Raw genomic sequence first — 18,622 nt, 5'->3', positions numbered from 1 at the left:
TGAATTGATTATTTTTTGATATGAGTAGAAGTTTTACCCATACATAAAGAAAGGTTTTAGAAAAAGGCTTCTAATAGATATTTTGCATGAATTAATTGCTAAGAAAATGAAGATTTAATATGTCGTAAATGTAATTAATGGCCGGGAAAGCGGCGAAAAATAGACAATAAAAAAAGCCGGTCAGGAAACCTGACCGGCTTTTTAGCAGTGCATCAACGATTAATCGTTGTCAGAACCGCCCAGACCTGCGTTCAGCAGCTCTGCCAGGTTGGCAGACGCTTCTTCCACGCTCACCTGCGGTGCCGCCGGCAGCTCGCCAGCAGCGCGACGGCGCATACGATCCTGGTGATACGCATAACCGGTACCGGCCGGGATCAGACGACCCACGATGACGTTCTCTTTCAGACCGCGCAGTTCGTCGCGTTTGCCCGCAACGGCTGCTTCGGTCAGCACGCGAGTGGTCTCCTGGAACGATGCCGCGGAGATGAAGGACTCGGTGGCCAGAGACGCTTTGGTGATACCCAGCAGATCGCGGGAGAACGTTGCGCCCACTTTGCCGTTCGCTTCCAGTTCGCGGTTCGCGATCTTGACGCGGGAGTATTCCACCTGCTCGCCTTCGAGGAAGTCGGAGCTGCCTGCGCTTTCGATGGTGGCTTTACGCAGCATCTGACGAACGATAACTTCGATGTGCTTATCGTTAATCTTAACGCCCTGCAGACGGTATACGTCCTGGACTTCGTTAACAATGTAACGGGTCACAGCATGTACGCCACGCAGACGCAGAATGTCGTGCGGTGCTTCCGGACCGTCGGAAACCACATCACCACGTTCCACACGTTCACCTTCGAACACGTTGAGCTGACGCCATTTCGGGATCATCTCTTCGTACGGCTCGCTACCGTCTACCGGGGTGATAACCAGGCGACGTTTCCCTTTGGTTTCTTTACCGAAGGAAATGATACCGCTGATTTCAGCCAGGATAGCCGGCTCTTTCGGACGACGTGCTTCGAACAGGTCCGCAACGCGCGGCAGACCACCGGTGATATCCTTGGTACCGCCGGATTCCTGCGGAATACGCGCCAGGGTGTCACCAGAGCTGATCTGTACGCCATCTTCCAGCTGAACAATCGCTTTACCCGGCAGGAAGTACTGAGCAGGCATATCAGTGCCTGGGATCAGAACGTCGTTGCCCTGAGCATCAACGATTTTCAGTGCTGGACGCAGATCTTTACCACCTGCGGTACGTTCTGCAGAGTCCAGAACCACCAGCGAAGACAGACCGGTCAGCTCGTCAGTCTGACGAGTAATGGTCTGGCCGTCGATCATGTCAGTGAAACGGATGAAACCGCTAACTTCGGTGATAACCGGCATGGTGTGCGGATCCCAGTTTGCGACGGTTTCACCGCCGGCAACCTGCTCACCGTCGCCTTTCGCCATAACCGCACCGTAAGGTACTTTATAGCTCTCTTTGGTACGACCGAATTCGTCGATCAGCTTCAGCTCGGTATTACGGGAAGTGATAACCAGCTTACCACTGGAGTTCACAACCGACTTCGCGTTGCTGAGCTTGATGCTACCTTTGTTTTTCACCTGGATGCTGGATTCAGCAGCCGCACGAGATGCCGCACCACCGATGTGGAACGTACGCATCGTCAGCTGTGTACCCGGCTCACCGATGGACTGTGCCGCGATAACGCCGATAGCCTCACCTTTGTTGATGAGGTGGCCACGCGCCAGGTCACGACCATAGCAGTGCGCGCAGACGCCAAAGTCGGTGTCACAGGATACAACGGAACGCACTTTGACGGAGTCAACGGAGTTCGCTTCCAGCAGGTCACACCAGTGCTCATGCAGCAGCGTGTTGCGTGGAACCAGAATATCCGCGGTACCCGGCTTCAGAACATCTTCCGCAGTCACACGACCCAGTACGCGATCGCGCAGCGGCTCTTTAACGTCGCCACCTTCGATAACCGGCGTCATGGTGATGCCTTCCAGGGTGCCGCAGTCGTCTTCAGTAACGACCAGGTCCTGCGCAACGTCAACCAGACGACGAGTCAGGTAACCGGAGTTCGCTGTTTTCAGTGCGGTATCCGCCAGACCTTTACGAGCACCGTGGGTGGAGATGAAGTACTGGAGTACGTTCAGACCTTCACGGAAGTTCGCGGTGATCGGCGTTTCGATGATGGAGCCATCCGGCTTCGCCATCAGACCACGCATACCAGCCAGCTGACGAATCTGTGCCGCAGAACCACGCGCACCGGAGTCGGCCATCATGTAGATGCTGTTGAAGGAAACCTGCTGCTCTTCCTGACCGTCACGGTTAATCACGGTTTCGGTTTGCAGGTTATCCATCATCGCTTTGGATACACGATCGTTCGCCGCAGCCCAGATATCGATAACTTTGTTGTAGCGTTCGCCCGCGGTCACCAGACCGGACTGGAACTGTTCCTGAATCTCAGCAACTTCCGCTTCCGCTTCGCTGATGATTTCGTATTTTTTCTCCGGGATGACCATGTCATCGATACCAACGGATGCACCTGAACGCGCTGCGTAAGCAAAGCCGGTGTACATCGTCTGGTCCGCAAAAATAACGGTCGGTTTCAGACCCAGAATACGGTAACAGGTGTTCAGCATCTTGGAGATCGCTTTCTTACCAAGCGCCTGGTTCACGATAGAGAACGGCAGACCTTTCGGTACGATCATCCACAGAATGGCACGGCCAACGGTCGTGTCTTTCAGGCTGGTTTTCGCGACAAACTCACCATTGTCGTCTTTTTCGTATTCAGTGATACGCACTTTAACGCGCGCATGCAGAGAGGCCAGGCCGGCGCGATAAATACGCTCAGCTTCTTTCGGGCCAGTCAGCACCATGCCTTCGCCTTTGGCGTTAACACTGTCACGGGTCATGTAGTACAGACCCAGTACAACGTCCTGAGACGGAACGATGATTGGTTCGCCGTTCGCCGGGGACAGGATGTTGTTGGTAGACATCATCAGCGCACGCGCTTCCAGCTGGGCTTCCAGCGTCAGCGGTACGTGAACAGCCATCTGGTCACCATCGAAGTCGGCGTTGTATGCCGCACAAACCAGCGGGTGCAGCTGGATGGCTTTACCTTCGATCAGAACCGGTTCGAATGCCTGAATACCCAGACGGTGCAGGGTTGGCGCACGGTTCAGCAGGACCGGGTGTTCGCGGATAACTTCGTCCAGGATATCCCAAACGACAGCTTCTTCGCGCTCAACCATCTTCTTAGCGGCTTTGATGGTGGTGGCCAGGCCACGCAGTTCCAGCTTGCCGTAGATGAACGGTTTGAACAGCTCCAGCGCCATTTTCTTCGGCAGACCGCACTGATGCAGACGCAGGTATGGACCTACGGTGATAACAGAACGACCGGAGTAGTCAACGCGTTTACCGAGCAGGTTCTGGCGGAAACGACCCTGTTTACCTTTGATCATATCGGCCAAAGATTTCAGAGGACGTTTGTTAGAACCGGTGATCGCACGACCGCGACGACCGTTATCCAGCAGGGCGTCAACCGCTTCCTGCAGCATACGTTTTTCGTTGCGTACGATGATATCCGGCGCAGCCAGATCCAGCAGACGTTTCAGACGGTTGTTACGGTTGATCACGCGACGATACAGATCGTTGAGGTCAGACGTCGCGAAACGACCACCGTCCAGCGGAACCAGCGGACGCAGATCTGGCGGCAGTACCGGCAGAACGGTCAGGATCATCCACTCCGGCTTGTTGCCAGACTGAACGAAAGCTTCCAGCAGCTTAATGCGCTTGGTCAGCTTTTTACGCTTGGTTTCGGAGTTGGTTTCGTTCAGCTCTTCACGCAGCTGCTCGCATTCCTGCTCCAGATCCATATTGCGCAGCAGCGCCTGGATCGCTTCCGCGCCCATTTTCGCGTCGAATTCGTCACCGAACTCTTCCAGCGCGTCCAGGTACTGTTCTTCCGTCAGAATCTGGTTGCGTTCGAGGTTGGTCATGCCACCTTCGATAACCACATAGGATTCAAAGTACAGTACACGTTCGATATCGCGCAGCGGCATATCCAGCAGCAGACCGATACGGGACGGCAGGGATTTCAGGAACCAGATGTGCGCAGTCGGACATGCCAGCTCGATGTGGCCCATGCGCTCACGACGCACTTTAGTCTGGGTCACTTCAACGCCGCACTTCTCACAGATCACACCGCGGTGTTTCAGGCGCTTGTACTTACCGCACAGGCACTCATAATCTTTTACCGGCCCAAAGATACGGGCGCAGAAAAGGCCGTCACGCTCAGGTTTGAACGTACGGTAGTTAATGGTTTCCGGCTTTTTAACTTCACCGAAAGACCATGAACGGATCATGTCTGGCGAAGCCAGAGCAATTTTGATCGCATCAAACTCTTCGGTTTTAGTTTGCGCTTTCAGAAACTTTAATAAGTCTTTCACGGATTTGCTCCCGTCGGAGTTAGCACATTCCGCTGCCGGGCGTTAACCCGGCAGCAGTGACCTGTTTGAGCGAGAATTACTCGTCTTCCAGTTCGATGTTGATGCCCAGCGAGCGAATTTCTTTCAACAGTACGTTGAAGGATTCCGGCATGCCCGGTTCCATCTGGTGATTGCCGTCCACGATGTTTTTATACATCTTGGTACGACCGTTCACGTCATCAGACTTAACGGTGAGCATTTCCTGCAGGGTGTAGGCCGCGCCGTATGCTTCCAGCGCCCACACTTCCATCTCACCGAAGCGCTGACCACCGAACTGTGCCTTACCACCCAGCGGCTGCTGAGTAACCAGGCTGTAAGAACCGGTGGAACGAGCGTGCATTTTGTCGTCGACCAGGTGGTTCAGTTTCAGCATGTACATGTAACCCACGGTTACCGGACGTTCGAACTGTTCACCGGTGCGGCCATCAAACAGGGTGATCTGACCGGAAGTCGGCAGGTCGCCCAGCTGCAGCAGCTCTTTGATTTCAGCTTCTTTCGCACCGTCGAATACCGGCGTTGCGATCGGCATGCCTTTACGCAGGTTTTCAGCCAGACGCAGAACTTCTTCATCGCTGAAGGTATTCAGGTCAACTTTCTGGCGAACGTCAGCGCCCAGATCGTAAGCACGCTGGATGAATTCGCGCAGTTTCGCGACTTCCTGCTGCTGTTTCAGCATGGCGTTGATCTTATCGCCGATGCCTTTTGCAGCCATACCCAGGTGAGTTTCAAGGATCTGACCGATGTTCATACGAGACGGTACGCCCAGCGGGTTCAGTACGATATCTACCGGCGTACCGTTAGCATCGTGCGGCATATCTTCGATCGGGTTGATCTTAGAGATAACACCCTTGTTACCGTGACGACCTGCCATCTTATCACCAGGCTGGATACGGCGTTTAACGGCCAGATATACCTTAACAATCTTCAGCACGCCCGGTGCCAGATCGTCGCCTTGGGTGATTTTACGGCGTTTCGCTTCGAGTTTTTTCTCGAACTCGTGTTTCAGTTCGTCATACTGCTCAGCCAGCTGTTCCAGCTGATTTTGTTTCTCTTCGTCGGTCAGGCCCAGTTCCAGCCAGCGATCGCGAGGCAGCTTGTCGAGCTTCTCAGCTTCAACGCCACCGGAGACCAGCACCGCGTAGATACGACTGAACAGACCGGCTTCAAGGATCTGCAGTTCTTCAGACAGGTCTTTTTTGGCCTGCTTCAGCTGCATCTCTTCGATTTCCAGAGCACGTTTGTCTTTTTCTACGCCGTCACGGGTAAAGACCTGAACGTCGATAACGGTACCAGAGACACCGTTCGGTACGCGCAGAGAAGAGTCTTTAACGTCAGACGCTTTCTCACCGAAGATCGCGCGCAGCAGTTTCTCTTCCGGCGTCAGCTGGGTTTCACCTTTCGGCGTTACCTTACCAACCAGAATGTCGCCGCCGGTCACTTCCGCACCGATATAAACGATACCGGATTCATCCAGTTTGGAGAGCGCAGCTTCACCCACGTTCGGGATGTCAGCGGTGATCTCTTCCGGCCCCAGCTTGGTGTCACGGGACACGCACGCCAGTTCCTGAATGTGGATAGTGGTGAAACGGTCTTCCTGGACAACACGCTCGGAAACGAGGATGGAGTCTTCGAAGTTGTAACCGTTCCACGGCATGAACGCTACACGCATGTTCTGACCCAGCGCCAGCTCACCGAGGTCGGTGGACGGGCCGTCTGCCAGCACGTCGCCGCGCTCAATAGGTTCGCCCAGGGACACGCAAGGCATCTGGTTGATGCAGGTGTTCTGGTTAGAACGGGTGTACTTGGTCAGGTTATAGATGTCGATACCTGCTTCGCCCGGGTACATCTCGTCTTCGTTAACTTTGATAACGATACGGGAAGCATCCACGTACTGAACGGTACCGCCACGTTTAGCCACGGCAGTAACACCGGAGTCAACGGCAACAGCACGTTCCATACCGGTACCAACCAGCGGCTTATCAGCGCGCAGAGTCGGAACCGCCTGACGTTGCATGTTCGCCCCCATCAATGCACGGTTGGCGTCATCGTGTTCCAGGAACGGGATCAGGGACGCACCGACGGATACCACCTGCTGGGTGGATACGTCCATGTAGTCAACCTGGTCGCGGCTGAACAAGCTGGATTCGCCTTTGCTACGGCAGGTAACCAGATCTTCTACGAAGTGGCCGTTTTCATCCAGGTTGGAGTTCGCCTGAGCGATAACGTAGTTGCCTTCTTCGATAGCAGACAGGTAGTGAATTTCGTCAGTAACCACACCGTTGGTCACTTTACGATACGGCGTCTCAAGGAAGCCATATTCGTTGGTCTGCGCGTACACGGACAGGGAGTTAATCAGACCGATGTTCGGACCTTCAGGCGTTTCGATCGGACATACGCGACCGTAGTGGGTCGGGTGTACGTCTCGAACTTCGAAGCCTGCGCGCTCACGGGTCAGACCGCCTGGGCCGAGTGCGGAGATACGACGTTTGTGCGTAATCTCAGACAGCGGGTTGTTCTGGTCCATAAACTGAGACAGCTGGCTGGAACCAAAGAACTCTTTCACTGCTGCGGAAATCGGCTTGGCGTTGATCATATCCTGAGGCATCAGGGTATCCAGATCGCCAAGAGACAGACGCTCTTTCACCGCACGCTCTACACGTACCAGGCCAACGCGGAACTGGTTTTCCGCCATTTCGCCAACGGAACGGATACGACGGTTGCCGAGGTGGTCGATATCGTCCACTTCGCCTTTACCGTTACGGATATCGATGAGCTTCTTCATCACTTCGATGATGTCGTCTTTGCTCAGGATACCGGAACCTTCGATTTCGTCGCGCAGCAGAGAACGGTTGAACTTCATACGACCAACCGCGGACAGATCGTAGCGGTCTTCTGAGAAGAACAGGTTCTCAAACAGACTTTCAGCGGCTTCACGAGTCGGCGGCTCGCCAGGGCGCATCATGCGGTAGATTTCTACCAGCGCGCTCAGACGATCGTTAGTCGGGTCGACGCGTACCGTTTCAGAGATGTACGGGCCGTGGTCCAGATCGTTGGTGAACAGCGTTTCGATACGCTTGTGGCCAGACTGGCTCAGCTTAGCCAGCAGATCCAGGCTCAACTCCATGTTCGCCGGGCAGATCAGTTCGCCAGTCGCTTCATCGATATAGTCTTTAGCCGCCACTTTGCCCGCGATATATTCAACCGGCACTTCGATATGCTTGATATCGTCTTTTTCCAGCTGACGGATATGACGAGCCGTGATGCGACGGCCTTTCTCAACGTACACTTTGCCGTTGGCTTCGATATCGAAGGAGGCAGTTTCACCGCGCAGACGCTCTGGAATCAGCTCCATCTGCAGCTTGTTGTCGCGAATTTCAAAGACCACTTTTTCGAAGAACAGGTCAAGGATCTGCTCAGTGGTGTAATTCAGCGCGCGCAGGATGATGGTAGCCGGCAGCTTACGACGACGGTCGATACGAACGAACAGGTTGTCTTTCGGGTCGAATTCGAAGTCCAGCCAGGAACCGCGGTAAGGGATGATACGTGCGTTATACAGAACCTTACCGGAGGAGTGGGTCTTACCTTTGTCACTGTCAAAGAAGACGCCCGGGCTACGGTGCAGCTGAGAAACGATAACACGCTCGGTACCGTTGATAACAAAGGTACCGTTGTCGGTCATGAGCGGAATTTCGCCCATGTAGACTTCTTGTTCTTTAATGTCTTTGACGGTGCCTTCTGGCGCTTCGCGCTCGTAGATCACCAGACGCAGTTTTACGCGCAGCGGTGCAGAATAAGTCACGCCACGGATCTGACATTCTTTAACGTCAAAAACCGGTTCGCCCAGACGGTAGCTGACGTATTGCAGCTCGGAATTACCGCTGTAGCTCTGAATCGGGAATACGGAACGGAAAGCAGCTTCCAGACCATACTGCCCTTCAGGATCTTGCTCGATAAACTTCTGGAACGAGTCAAGCTGGATAGAAAGGAGATATGGCACATCCAGAACTTGTGGACGTTTACCAAAATCCTTACGAATACGTTTTTTCTCGGTATAGGAGTAAACCATAGGGTTCCTCAGCTCGCTGACAAGTCGACCCATCTGCCCGCAGAGGGCAGTTTTTTATGCAACACTATTTTGTTGACCGGAAAATGGAACACTTTCCGCAATGCCTGTTGCTATCACGCTTAAACCATTTCATTGCGATTTACACAGCCCAGGAACCCTAACCTGTCGCAGTATATTAAGTCGTCGATAGAAACAAGCATTGAGAGGCAAACCAGTAGTCAAACAGCGTGAAACGCTACTGGCGCCTTACAGCGCAAAAAGGCTGGTGACCAAAAAGTCACCAGCCTCAGCCTGATTTCTCAGGCTGCAACCGGAAGGGTTGGCTTATTTAACTTCAACTTCAGCGCCAGCTTCTTCCAGAGATTTTTTCAGAGCTTCAGCGTCGTCTTTGCTGATGCCTTCTTTCAGTGCAGCCGGAGCAGATTCTACCAGGTCTTTAGCTTCTTTCAGACCCAGGCCAGTTGCGCCACGTACTGCTTTGATAACAGCAACTTTGTTAGCGCCAGCAGCTTTCAGAATTACGTCGAATTCAGTTTTTTCTTCAGCAGCTTCAACCGGGCCAGCAGCTACAGCTACAGCAGCAGCAGCGGAAACACCGAATTTTTCTTCCATTGCAGAGATCAGCTCAACAACGTCCATTACGGACATAGCGGATACTGCTTCAATGATTTGATCTTTAGTGATAGACATTTAAATTGTTCCTGAATATCAGAATAAGTTTATACGTAAGCGAATGCTTTACAAAGATAACTGCGATTAAGCAGCTTCTTTCGCATCGCGTACAGCAGCCAGAGTACGAACCAGTTTGCCAGCCGAAGCTTCTTTCATGGTTGCCATCAGGCGTGCAATTGCTTCTTCGTAGGTCGGCAGAGTTGCCAGGCGGTCGATCTGCGACGCCGGGATCAGCTCACCTTCAAAGGCAGCGGCTTTGACCTCAAATTTTGCATTCGCTTTCGCGAACTCTTTGAACAGACGAGCAGCAGCGCCCGGGTGTTCCATAGAGTATGCAATCAGGGTCGGACCAACAAACGTGTCTTTCAGGCACTCGAACTGAGTACCTTCAACGACGCGGCGCAGCAGGGTGTTACGAACAACACGCATGTATACGCCAGCTTCACGACCTGCTTTACGCAGTTCAGTCATTTTATCTACAGTTACGCCACGGGAATCCGCAACTACTGCAGACAGCGCGCCTTTGGCTACTTCGCTGACTTCAGCAACAATCGCTTGTTTGTCTTGAAGATTTAAAGCCATTAGCTTTGCTCCTGGATGTTTGCCAGAGCCTATGCTCTGGAACTCACTTCACTCAATTCAACGAAAAGAGCGTCTAAATACGGTGAGCAGAAACAAGCCAGAATATCCAAAAATAATCTTAGCGTTCTGTCACCGTCTACGCAGGGGATTAAGTTTCTTGCGAAACACCTGCGGTCTTCGACGGAGGCCTGGATAGGCCAGGCTCCAACGAACAAATTCTTCCTATGACTTCGTCCTTCGAACCGCAGCGGCGTTAGCTGCTCTCGTTCACACCGGTCATGTAGTTAACTACACTCCCGGTGATTCACTCGATTGCTGCCTTGCTGCAATTCAAATGACTCGCATAGCGTCTGTCTTATTGACAGAATCGTGGGGGTAAGATTGTAGACAAAATCACCGCCCACGTAAAGGCATTAGTTTGCAGAAGCGTTCAGGCCAGCCTGATCTACTGCAACACCTGCACCCATAGTGGTGGAGATGCTAACTTTCTTGATGTACACGCCTTTCGCCTGAGTCGGTTTTGCTTTTTTCAGCGCAACCAGCAGAGCTTCCAGGTTTTCTTTCAGTTTGTCAGCGTCAAAGTCCACTTTACCGATGGTGGTGTGGATGATGCCGTTTTTGTCGTTACGGTAACGAACCTGGCCTGCTTTCGCGTTTTTAACCGCTTCAGCAACGTTCGGAGTTACGGTACCTACTTTCGGGTTCGGCATCAGGCCACGCGGACCCAGAACCTGGCCCAGCTGGCCAACAACGCGCATTGCATCCGGGGAAGCAATAACAACGTCAAAGTTCATTTCGCCTTTTTTGATCTGCTCAGCCAGATCTTCCATACCTACCAGCTCAGCGCCTGCAGCTTTAGCAGCTTCAGCGTTTGCGCCCTGGGTAAATACGGCTACGCGAACGGAACGGCCAGTACCGTGCGGCAGTACAGTTGCGCCACGGACGTTCTGGTCAGATTTACGAGCGTCGATGCCGAGGTTAACGGCAACGTCTACGCTTTCGGTAAATTTAGCGGTGGCCAGCTCTTTCAGCAGAGCAATGGCTTCGTTGATGTCGTACTGTTTAGTTGCATCAACTTTCTCACGGATCACGCGCATGCGCTTGGTCAGTTTAGCCATTTCTTAGTCCTCCACTACCAGGCCCATGGAACGTGCAGTACCTTCAATGGAGCGAGTCATCGCTTCAATGTCGGCACCAGTCATGTCGGCAGCTTTGGTCTGCGCGATTTCCTGCAGCTGAGCGCGGGAGATTTTACCCACTTTATCTTTGTTCGGCTTACCGGAACCAGACTTGATGCCTGCAGCTTTCTTCAGCAGAACAGCAGCCGGCGGAGTCTTGGTAACAAAGGTAAAGGAACGGTCAGCGTAAACGGTGATAACAACCGGGATCGGCAGACCTTTCTCCAGGGAATCAGTTTTGGCGTTGAACGCTTTGCAGAATTCCATGATGTTCACGCCCTGCTGACCCAGTGCTGGGCCGACCGGCGGGCTCGGGTTCGCCATACCAGCTGCAACCTGCAGCTTGACGTAGGCTTGGACTTTCTTAGCCATTCTTAAATCCTCAAATTGGGTATTAACGCTTCAGAGAAGCTCCCCGTGATTAAACATCGTTTTACGGGCCGGGCCCATAAAAACAAAAGGCGCGAAATTGTATGCCAATTTCGCGCCCTATGCAACGATTAAATCGCTGCTTTTTTGATCGCCGGCTTACGCCTTCTCAACCTGGCTGAAGTCCAGTTCTACCGGGGTCGCACGACCGAAGATAGAAACGGAAACTTTCAGGCGGGACTTCTCATAGTCCACTTCTTCCACCACGCCGTTAAAGTCAGCGAACGGACCGTCGTTAACGCGAACCATTTCACCCGGTTCAAACAGCGTTTTCGGACGCGGCTTATCGCCAACCTGCTGCAGACGATTCATGATGGCGTCGACTTCTTTGTCGCTGATCGGCGCCGGACGGTCAGAGGTGCCGCCGATGAAGCCCATCACGCGCGGTACGCTGCGCACCAGGTGCCAGCTTGCGTCGTTCATGACCATCTGAACCAGGACATAGCCCGGGAAGAATTTACGTTCGCTTTTGCGACGCTGGCCGCCACGGATCTCAACCACTTCTTCGGTCGGGACCATGACTTCGCCAAATAACTCTTCCATGTTGTGTAATTTGATATGTTCACGCAGCGACGTGGCTACGCGACCTTCAAAACCGGAAAACGCCTGAACGACGTACCAGCGCTTTTTAGGAGCTTCAGACATCTCAGAACCTCAGGCCAGTGATAAAGGAGACCAGGCGAACCAGAATACCATCCAGTCCCCACAGGATCAGTGACATTACTGCAGTCACGGCAGCAACAATCAGCGTAGTATGCAGCGTTTCCTGGCGAGTCGGCCAAATCACTTTACGAACTTCGGTTCTCGCTTCGCGAGCAAAAGCAACGGTCGCCTTACCTTTCGTCGTCAACAGCGCGACGCCACCGGCAGCAGCAATAAGAATAACCACGGCCAGCGCACGCACCGCCAGCATAATGTCACGATAAAGGAAGTTGCCCACGATCGCCACGATCAGCAGCACGGCAACGATAATCCACTTCATCGCTTCCAGGCCGCGCCCGCTCCCTTGAGCTTCGGTATTCGCACTCATAAACCAACCTGTCAGAAGTATTCTACAAACAATTTCACCCCGCGGGGGCGAGGCGATCCAAACCGAAATTAAGTTTCGGATTATACACTTAACTATTCAAATTGCTTCAATGTTGACGGTGGTGTCACCCCTGCCCTGCTGTTGCAAAGAAGGAGTTGATTAGCCGTCGCCCTGAGGCTCGAATGGTTTGGTGTATAAACGCCCTCTTCAGAGCCTGTCTCAGCAATGATTATGACAAATAAAATCACTGATGAGCCAGGTTCTGGTGTGAAAGCGTGCAAAAAGGGCATCAAATGATGCCCTTTTATTGCGCATTGCGTCAAATGTTATCAGCGATTAGCCGAGAACTTTAGCAACCACGCCCGCGCCAACGGTACGACCGCCTTCACGGATTGCGAAACGCAGACCGTCGTCCATCGCGATCGGGTGGATCAGGGTAACAACCATTTTGATGTTGTCGCCCGGCATTACCATCTCTACGCCTTCCGGCAGTTCGATGGTGCCAGTCACGTCAGTAGTACGGAAGTAGAACTGCGGACGGTAGCCTTTGAAGAACGGAGTATGACGGCCGCCTTCGTCTTTGGACAGGATGTACACTTCAGATTCGAACTTGGTGTGCGGGTTGATGGTGCCCGGCTTAGCCAGTACCTGACCACGTTCGATTTCTTCACGTTTGATACCACGCAGCAGAACACCTACGTTCTCACCAGCACGGCCTTCGTCCAGCAGTTTGCGGAACATTTCAACGCCAGTACAGGTGGTTTTCGCGGTTTCTTTGATACCAACGATTTCAACTTCTTCACCTACTTTGATGATACCGCGCTCTACACGACCGGTAACAACGGTACCACGACCNGAGATGGAGAATACGTCTTCGATCGGCAGCAGGAACGGCTTGTCAATCGCACGCTCTGGTTCCGGGATATAGGTATCCAGGTGGCCAGCCAGTTCGATGATTTTCGCTTCCCACTCTGCGTCGCCTTCCAGCGCTTTCAGAGCAGAACCACGAACGATCGGGGTGTCGTCGCCCGGGAAATCGTACTGAGACAGCAGTTCACGAACTTCCATCTCAACCAGTTCCAGCAGCTCTTCGTCATCAACCATGTCGCATTTGTTCAGGAACACGATGATGTACGGAACGCCTACCTGACGACCCAGCAGGATGTGCTCACGAGTCTGCGGCATCGGGCCGTCAGTCGCAGCAACAACCAGGATCGCGCCGTCCATCTGCGCAGCACCGGTGATCATGTTTTTAACATAGTCGGCGTGGCCCGGGCAGTCTACGTGCGCGTAGTGGCGAGTCGGGGTGTCATATTCAACGTGAGAGGTGTTGATGGTGATACCACGAGCTTTTTCTTCCGGCGCGTTATCGATCTGGTCGAATGCGCGAGCGGAACCACCGTAGGTTTTAGCCAGTACGGTAGTGATGGCAGCGGTCAGCGTTGTTTTACCATGGTCAACGTGGCCGATAGTACCGACGTTAACGTGCGGTTTTGTACGTTCAAACTTTTCTTTAGACATCGATTGTCCCTCTAAGACACGGATAAATCGGTGATATCACCACATCAACCAGGCAACATGCCCGACTTGTTGAATGAACATAACAGAAGAGAAACAGGGAAGGAGAGAAAAGAAGTGGTGCTGATACCCAGAGTCGAACTGGGGACCTCACCCTTACCAAGGGTGCGCTCTACCAACTGAGCCATATCAGCACGTCTGGAGCGGGCAGCGGGAATCGAACCCGCATCATCAGCTTGGAAGGCTGAGGTAATAGCCATTATACGATGCCCGCATCCTGAAACTCGGCTACCCAGTTCTTTCTGTAATACTAAAGAGACTGCTCTCTTTAGTATTGAGCTGATTAGTTTACCCAACCAACTCCGGCTCCGCAAAGCGTCGCCAGAAAGTGGTGGTGGGGGAAGGATTCGAACCTTCGAAGTCGATGACGGCAGATTTACAGTCTGCTCCCTTTGGCCGCTCGGGAACCCCACCCAAATTGTTATGGTGCCGACTACCGGAATCGAACTGGTGACCTACTGATTACAAGTCAGTTGCTCTACCTACTGAGCTAAGTCGGCATCAAGTAGCGCGCATTCTAGGGAGAGGAGCGAGTTCATGCAACTAAAAATTTGCATAAAACGTTCTCTTGCTCACATTTTGTGCTCTCACGCGAAAAAACGGTGTAATTTCAAGCAGCGGAGTGCAAATATTCGCCAATAATTCGGCGCTTCAGGCGCTGTCCGATCATCTCCGGTTACCTCTATCGCATGCTGACCGCTGACGGAAAGGATTCAGGCCGCTAGCCTAGCCTGTTAGCAAAGGCCATGCTTTGCAAAGAATAAGAAACTTATTCTTCTCTTGTGATGCTGGCGCGAGAAAGCAGCATTCAATGAGTTTTTTTCTTATTATTCCCGGCAATCTGGTGTTACCCTCCTGCCCATTGTCCTGATTAACTCGTGTGAAGCATCACCGTTTCAAGGTATTCGGTGATAGTAAGAACATGCTTATGAGCCAAAAAGAGCAGACGTTAATGACACCGTACCTACAATTTAACCGCCACCAATGGGCTGCACTTCGTGATTCTGTCCCGATGACGTTAACCGAGGAAGAAATCACGCGGTTAAAAGGCATCAACGAAGATCTCTCTCTGGAAGAGGTTGCCGAGATCTATTTGCCGCTGTCGCGTTTGCTCAACTTCTATATCAGTTCTAACCTGCGTCGCCAGGCTGTTCTCGAACAATTTCTTGGCACCAATGGTCAGCGAATTCCCTATATTATCAGTATCGCTGGCAGCGTTGCGGTAGGAAAAAGCACCACCGCCCGCGTTCTGCAAGCTTTGCTTAGTCGTTGGCCGGAGCATCGCCATGTCGAACTCATTACCACTGACGGTTTTTTGCACCCTAACTCGGTTTTAAAAGAACGTGGGTTAATGAAGAAAAAAGGCTTTCCGCAGTCCTATGATATGCATCGCCTGGTGAAGTTTGTCTCCGATCTCAAATCAGGGGTACCGCAGGCAACCGCGCCGGTTTATTCCCATCTGATTTATGATGTTATTCCCAACGGTGACAAAACCGTCGCGCAACCGGATATTTTAATTCTTGAAGGGCTGAATGTTCTGCAAAGTGGAATGGATTATCCGCACGATCCCCATCATGTATTCGTTTCCGATTTTGTCGACTTTTCTATTTATGTCGATGCCCCGGAAGAATTATTGAAAAGCTGGTATATCAACCGCTTTCTTAAATTCCGGGAAGGGGCGTTTACCGATCCGGATTCCTATTTCCATAATTACGCTAAGCTCTCGAAGGAAGAAGCGGTAGATATTGCCACTTCGCTATGGAATGAAATCAACCTAATGAATCTTAAAGAAAATATCCTTCCAACTCGCGAGCGCGCCAGCCTGATCATGACTAAGAGCGCCAATCACTCAGTGAATCAGGTACGCTTACGTAAATAAAAAAAGGGAGCCGAAGCTCCCTTTTTTATTCTGCACTGCGCAATGATATTTCACCACCCACCCAGGCTTTTATTACACCATCCTGCTCCAGCAATAGTGCGCCCTGGGCGTCAATGCCACGCGAAATGCCGTAAATTTCTTTATCACCGATAATCAGTTTCACCGGGCGATGAATAAAGTTATCCAGTTTTTCCCAGCGCGGTAGATAGGGAGCCAATCCTTCCTGCTCGAACAGCTCCAGTCCCAGGCGCAGCTCTTTAATCAGGCGCGCGGCGAGGAGGTTACGGTCGATGACCACCCCCGCTTCCTGAAGGCTGATCCATCCCTGATTGACGACATCAGACTCCACGCGACGCATCACAAGGTTGATACCCGCGCCGCTGACGATTTGTGCGGCATCGCCCGTTTTCCCCGTCAGTTCCACGAGGATCCCTGACAGCTTACGATCCTGCAGGTAAATATCGTTTGGCCATTTCACGCGAACCTGTTCGGCCCCGAGCTGCTGCAGAACTTCAGCGATCACAATACCGATCACCAGGCTTAGGCCAATAGCCGCTGCCGGGCCCTGCTCCAGACGCCAGTACATCGAGAGATAGAGATTCGCGCCAAAGGGCGAAAACCATTTTCTGCCTCGCCGGCCTCGCCCTGCTTGCTGATATTCAGCCACACAGGCATCTCCGGACGTCAGCTCATCAAGCCTGTCCAGCAAATACTGGTTAGTAGAGTCGATGACGGGAAGGACCGTCACTCGACCATGGTCTATCTCTTGAGAAATCTTTTTCTCATCTAATAGATGAATAGGCTCCGGCAGGCTGTAACCCTTGCCCGGCACAGTAAACACATCGACGCCCCAGTCACGTAAGGTCTGGATGTGCTTATTAATCGCCGCCCGGCTCATGCCTAACTGCTCACCAAGCTGTTCGCCAGAGTGAAACTCGCCATCAGCAAGGATAGAAATTAGCGTTAAAGGGATAGTATGGTCTTTCACGCAATGCTCTCCTCTGCGTTGACTTCACCATGCGTGCCAATGAAGCGCACCTCGGGCTGAAGCCATACATCGAATTTCGCACCCACCCGCTGGCGAACATAATGAGCAAGTTTTACCACATCCTCGCTGGTCGCTCGATCTTCATTAATCAGTACCAGCGCCTGCTGTCGATGAACGGCCGCGCCGCCGATGCGTTGTCCTTTGAGCTCACATTGATCGATTAGCCAGCCAGCGGCCAGCTTGACGCTGCCATTTGCCTGCGGATAGTGCGGTGCATGAGGGAACTGCGCCAGCAGCGCTTTCGCAACCTGAGCGCTGACGATCGGGTTCTTAAAAAAGCTGCCGGCATTACCGTTAATCTTTGGATCCGGCAATTTAGTCATTCGCATATGACAGACCGCATCAAATACCTGCTGCGGCGTGACGGTCTGCGGATCGAGACGCGTTAAATCACCGTAACTCAGTACAGGCTGCCATGTTTTCGCTAACGATAAGCCAATCGCGACGATGGCATAGCGGTCCTGATATTCATGTTTGAAGATACTGTCGCGATAGCCAAAACGGCATTCCGCGGCTGAAAGACGTTGCTTACGCCCGGTTTCCAGCTCAATGCAGTCAACATATTCGCAAACCCGCTGTAGCTCAACGCCGTAGGCGCCAATATTCTGGATCGGCGAAGATCCTGCGCAGCCAGGGATTAACGCCAGATTTTCCAGACCTGGCATCGCATGCTGTAGCGTGAACTGCACCAACTGATGCCAGTTTTCGCCGGCGCCGACGTGCAAGCGCCAGGCTTCCGGCGTTTCGCTCACCTCGATCCCCATAATCCGGTTGAGGATCACCGTACCGGCATAGTCGTTCAGAAACAGGACATTACTGCCTTCCCCAAGGATCAGCGTGGGTTCGCCTGCCGCGGCAGCGGTTTGCCAGGCGCTTAGCAACTGTTGCTCAGTTTCGGCGCGTACTATCGTCTTGGCGAAGCGTTCAATGCCAAAGGTATTCCAGGGTTTGAGGGAGTGGTTCATAGTGGCTTCCTGATGCAAAATCGGCGTTAGTTTATCGTATCTGGCGGGGGAAGGCTTGTCTGATTACAGGGGCAATGATATTGCGGGGCGTTACCGGTGGTGATGTGGTGTACCGGTGCGGGCTACAGAACGCGACAGGCCCGTAGCCCCGGTAAGCGCAGCGCCACCGGGGAGNCATNCCGGCACGCTGGCCGGACGACAGAAACGCAAAAAGCCCATCCGNCAGGATGGGCTCTTNACTTGTTTGATGCCTGGCAGTTTATGGCGGGCGTCCTGCCCGCCACCCTCCGGGCCGTTGCTGCGCAACGTTCAAATCCGCTCCCGGCGGATTTGTCCTACTCTGGAGAGCGCTCACCGACAAACAACAGATAAAACAAAAAGCCCGGTCTTTCGACCGGGCTTTCTGCTTTATTTGATGCCTGGCAGTTCCCTACTCTCACATGGGGAGACCCCACACTACCATCGGCGCTACGGCGTTTCACTTCTGAGTTCGGCATGGGGTCAGGTGGGACCACCGCGCTAGTGCCGCCAGGCAAATTCTGTTTTATCAACACGTTTCACCAACGTATNGATTAATCTGNATCAGAGCTGAAAATTCTCTCAANNCGCCAAAACATCTTCGGCGTTGTAAGGTTAAGCCTCACGGTTCATTAGTACCGGTTAGCTCAACGCATCGCTGCGCTTACACACCCGGCCTATCAANNTCNTCGTCT

The 18,622-nt window shown here is 52.8% G+C and carries 12 protein-coding genes, 4 tRNA genes, 1 rRNA gene and 1 other annotated feature (1 of these 18 only partly in view); of the genes, 1 reads left to right on the top strand and 16 read right to left on the bottom strand.

The features are described 5' to 3' along the window. Positions 1-219: 219 nt before the first annotated feature. The 13 genes from rpoC to VZP09_RS21850 form a co-directional block, all read right to left on the bottom strand. On the bottom strand, positions 220-4,443 hold the full coding sequence (gene rpoC, locus VZP09_RS21910; protein ID WP_002884146.1) for a DNA-directed RNA polymerase subunit beta': 4,224 nt from the start codon (positions 4,441-4,443) through the stop codon (positions 220-222). A gap of 76 nt (positions 4,444-4,519) precedes the next feature. Further along, the gene (gene rpoB, locus VZP09_RS21905; RefSeq protein ID WP_004152306.1) at positions 4,520-8,548 is read right to left on the bottom strand and encodes a DNA-directed RNA polymerase subunit beta; all 4,029 of its coding nucleotides are present in this window, start codon (positions 8,546-8,548) and stop codon (positions 4,520-4,522) included. A 324-nt stretch (positions 8,549-8,872) separates the two neighbouring features. Next, the gene (rplL, locus tag VZP09_RS21900; protein ID WP_002884142.1) at positions 8,873-9,238 is read right to left on the bottom strand and encodes a 50S ribosomal protein L7/L12; all 366 of its coding nucleotides are present in this window, start codon (positions 9,236-9,238) and stop codon (positions 8,873-8,875) included. Positions 9,239-9,304: 66 nt separating this feature from the next. Then, positions 9,305-9,802: a 50S ribosomal protein L10 gene (rplJ, locus tag VZP09_RS21895; RefSeq protein WP_001207203.1), complete on the bottom strand. Its 498-nt coding sequence runs from the start codon at positions 9,800-9,802 to the stop codon at positions 9,305-9,307. A gap of 413 nt (positions 9,803-10,215) precedes the next feature. Further along, a complete protein-coding gene (gene rplA, locus VZP09_RS21890) occupies positions 10,216-10,920 on the bottom strand; it encodes a 50S ribosomal protein L1 (RefSeq protein ID WP_002884036.1) in 705 nt (234 codons plus the stop codon). Positions 10,921-10,923: 3 nt separating this feature from the next. Then, positions 10,924-11,352 (bottom strand): 50S ribosomal protein L11, encoded by a 429-nt coding sequence (rplK, locus tag VZP09_RS21885; RefSeq protein ID WP_002884034.1) that lies wholly within the window; start codon positions 11,350-11,352, stop codon positions 10,924-10,926. Positions 11,353-11,508: 156 nt separating this feature from the next. Continuing rightward, a complete protein-coding gene (gene nusG, locus VZP09_RS21880; protein ID WP_001287521.1) occupies positions 11,509-12,054 on the bottom strand; it encodes a transcription termination/antitermination protein NusG in 546 nt (181 codons plus the stop codon). Position 12,055: 1 nt separating this feature from the next. Beyond that, positions 12,056-12,439: a preprotein translocase subunit SecE gene (gene secE, locus VZP09_RS21875; RefSeq protein ID WP_002883772.1), complete on the bottom strand. Its 384-nt coding sequence runs from the start codon at positions 12,437-12,439 to the stop codon at positions 12,056-12,058. Positions 12,440-12,775: 336 nt separating this feature from the next. Continuing rightward, positions 12,776-13,960: an elongation factor Tu gene (gene tuf / locus VZP09_RS21870; RefSeq protein ID WP_004174069.1), complete on the bottom strand. Its 1,185-nt coding sequence runs from the start codon at positions 13,958-13,960 to the stop codon at positions 12,776-12,778. A gap of 115 nt (positions 13,961-14,075) precedes the next feature. After that, positions 14,076-14,151, bottom strand: a tRNA-Thr gene (locus VZP09_RS21865). Positions 14,152-14,156: 5 nt separating this feature from the next. Beyond that, positions 14,157-14,231, bottom strand: a tRNA-Gly gene (locus VZP09_RS21860). Positions 14,232-14,346: 115 nt separating this feature from the next. Continuing rightward, positions 14,347-14,431, bottom strand: a tRNA-Tyr gene (locus VZP09_RS21855). Between the two features lie 10 nt (positions 14,432-14,441). Continuing rightward, positions 14,442-14,517 (bottom strand) — tRNA-Thr (locus VZP09_RS21850). Positions 14,518-14,945: 428 nt separating this feature from the next. On the opposite strand from VZP09_RS21850, the gene coaA reads away from it, so the two are divergent. Further along, positions 14,946-15,896, top strand: coding sequence for a type I pantothenate kinase (gene coaA, locus VZP09_RS21845; protein WP_002883524.1), 951 nt, complete (start codon positions 14,946-14,948; stop codon positions 15,894-15,896). 25 nt (positions 15,897-15,921) lie between these two features. Here coaA and birA read toward each other — a convergent pair whose 3' ends face one another. From birA to rrf, 3 genes are all read right to left on the bottom strand, one after another. After that, entirely contained in the window at positions 15,922-16,884 is a 963-nt protein-coding gene (gene birA, locus VZP09_RS21840) for a bifunctional biotin--[acetyl-CoA-carboxylase] ligase/biotin operon repressor BirA (RefSeq protein ID WP_002883521.1), read from the bottom strand. After that, a complete protein-coding gene (murB, locus tag VZP09_RS21835) occupies positions 16,881-17,909 on the bottom strand; it encodes a UDP-N-acetylmuramate dehydrogenase (protein WP_004177874.1) in 1,029 nt (342 codons plus the stop codon). The genes birA and murB overlap by 4 nt, the downstream gene beginning before the upstream one ends. A gap of 417 nt (positions 17,910-18,326) precedes the next feature. After that, positions 18,327-18,442 (bottom strand): 5S ribosomal RNA (rrf, locus tag VZP09_RS21830). A gap of 96 nt (positions 18,443-18,538) precedes the next feature. Further along, positions 18,539-18,622: a sequence feature (mutual gap in cmsearch alignment for this rRNA model is longer than 100), on the bottom strand; it runs 2,818 nt beyond the window's last position.

The sequence above is a fragment of the Klebsiella sp. EMBS2024 genome, assembly GCF_036233805.1.
Classification (GTDB): Bacteria; Pseudomonadota; Gammaproteobacteria; order Enterobacterales; family Enterobacteriaceae; genus Klebsiella; species Klebsiella pneumoniae.
Note: the sequence above shows the minus strand (reverse complement) of the source record. Positions and strands in the feature narration are given on the sequence as shown.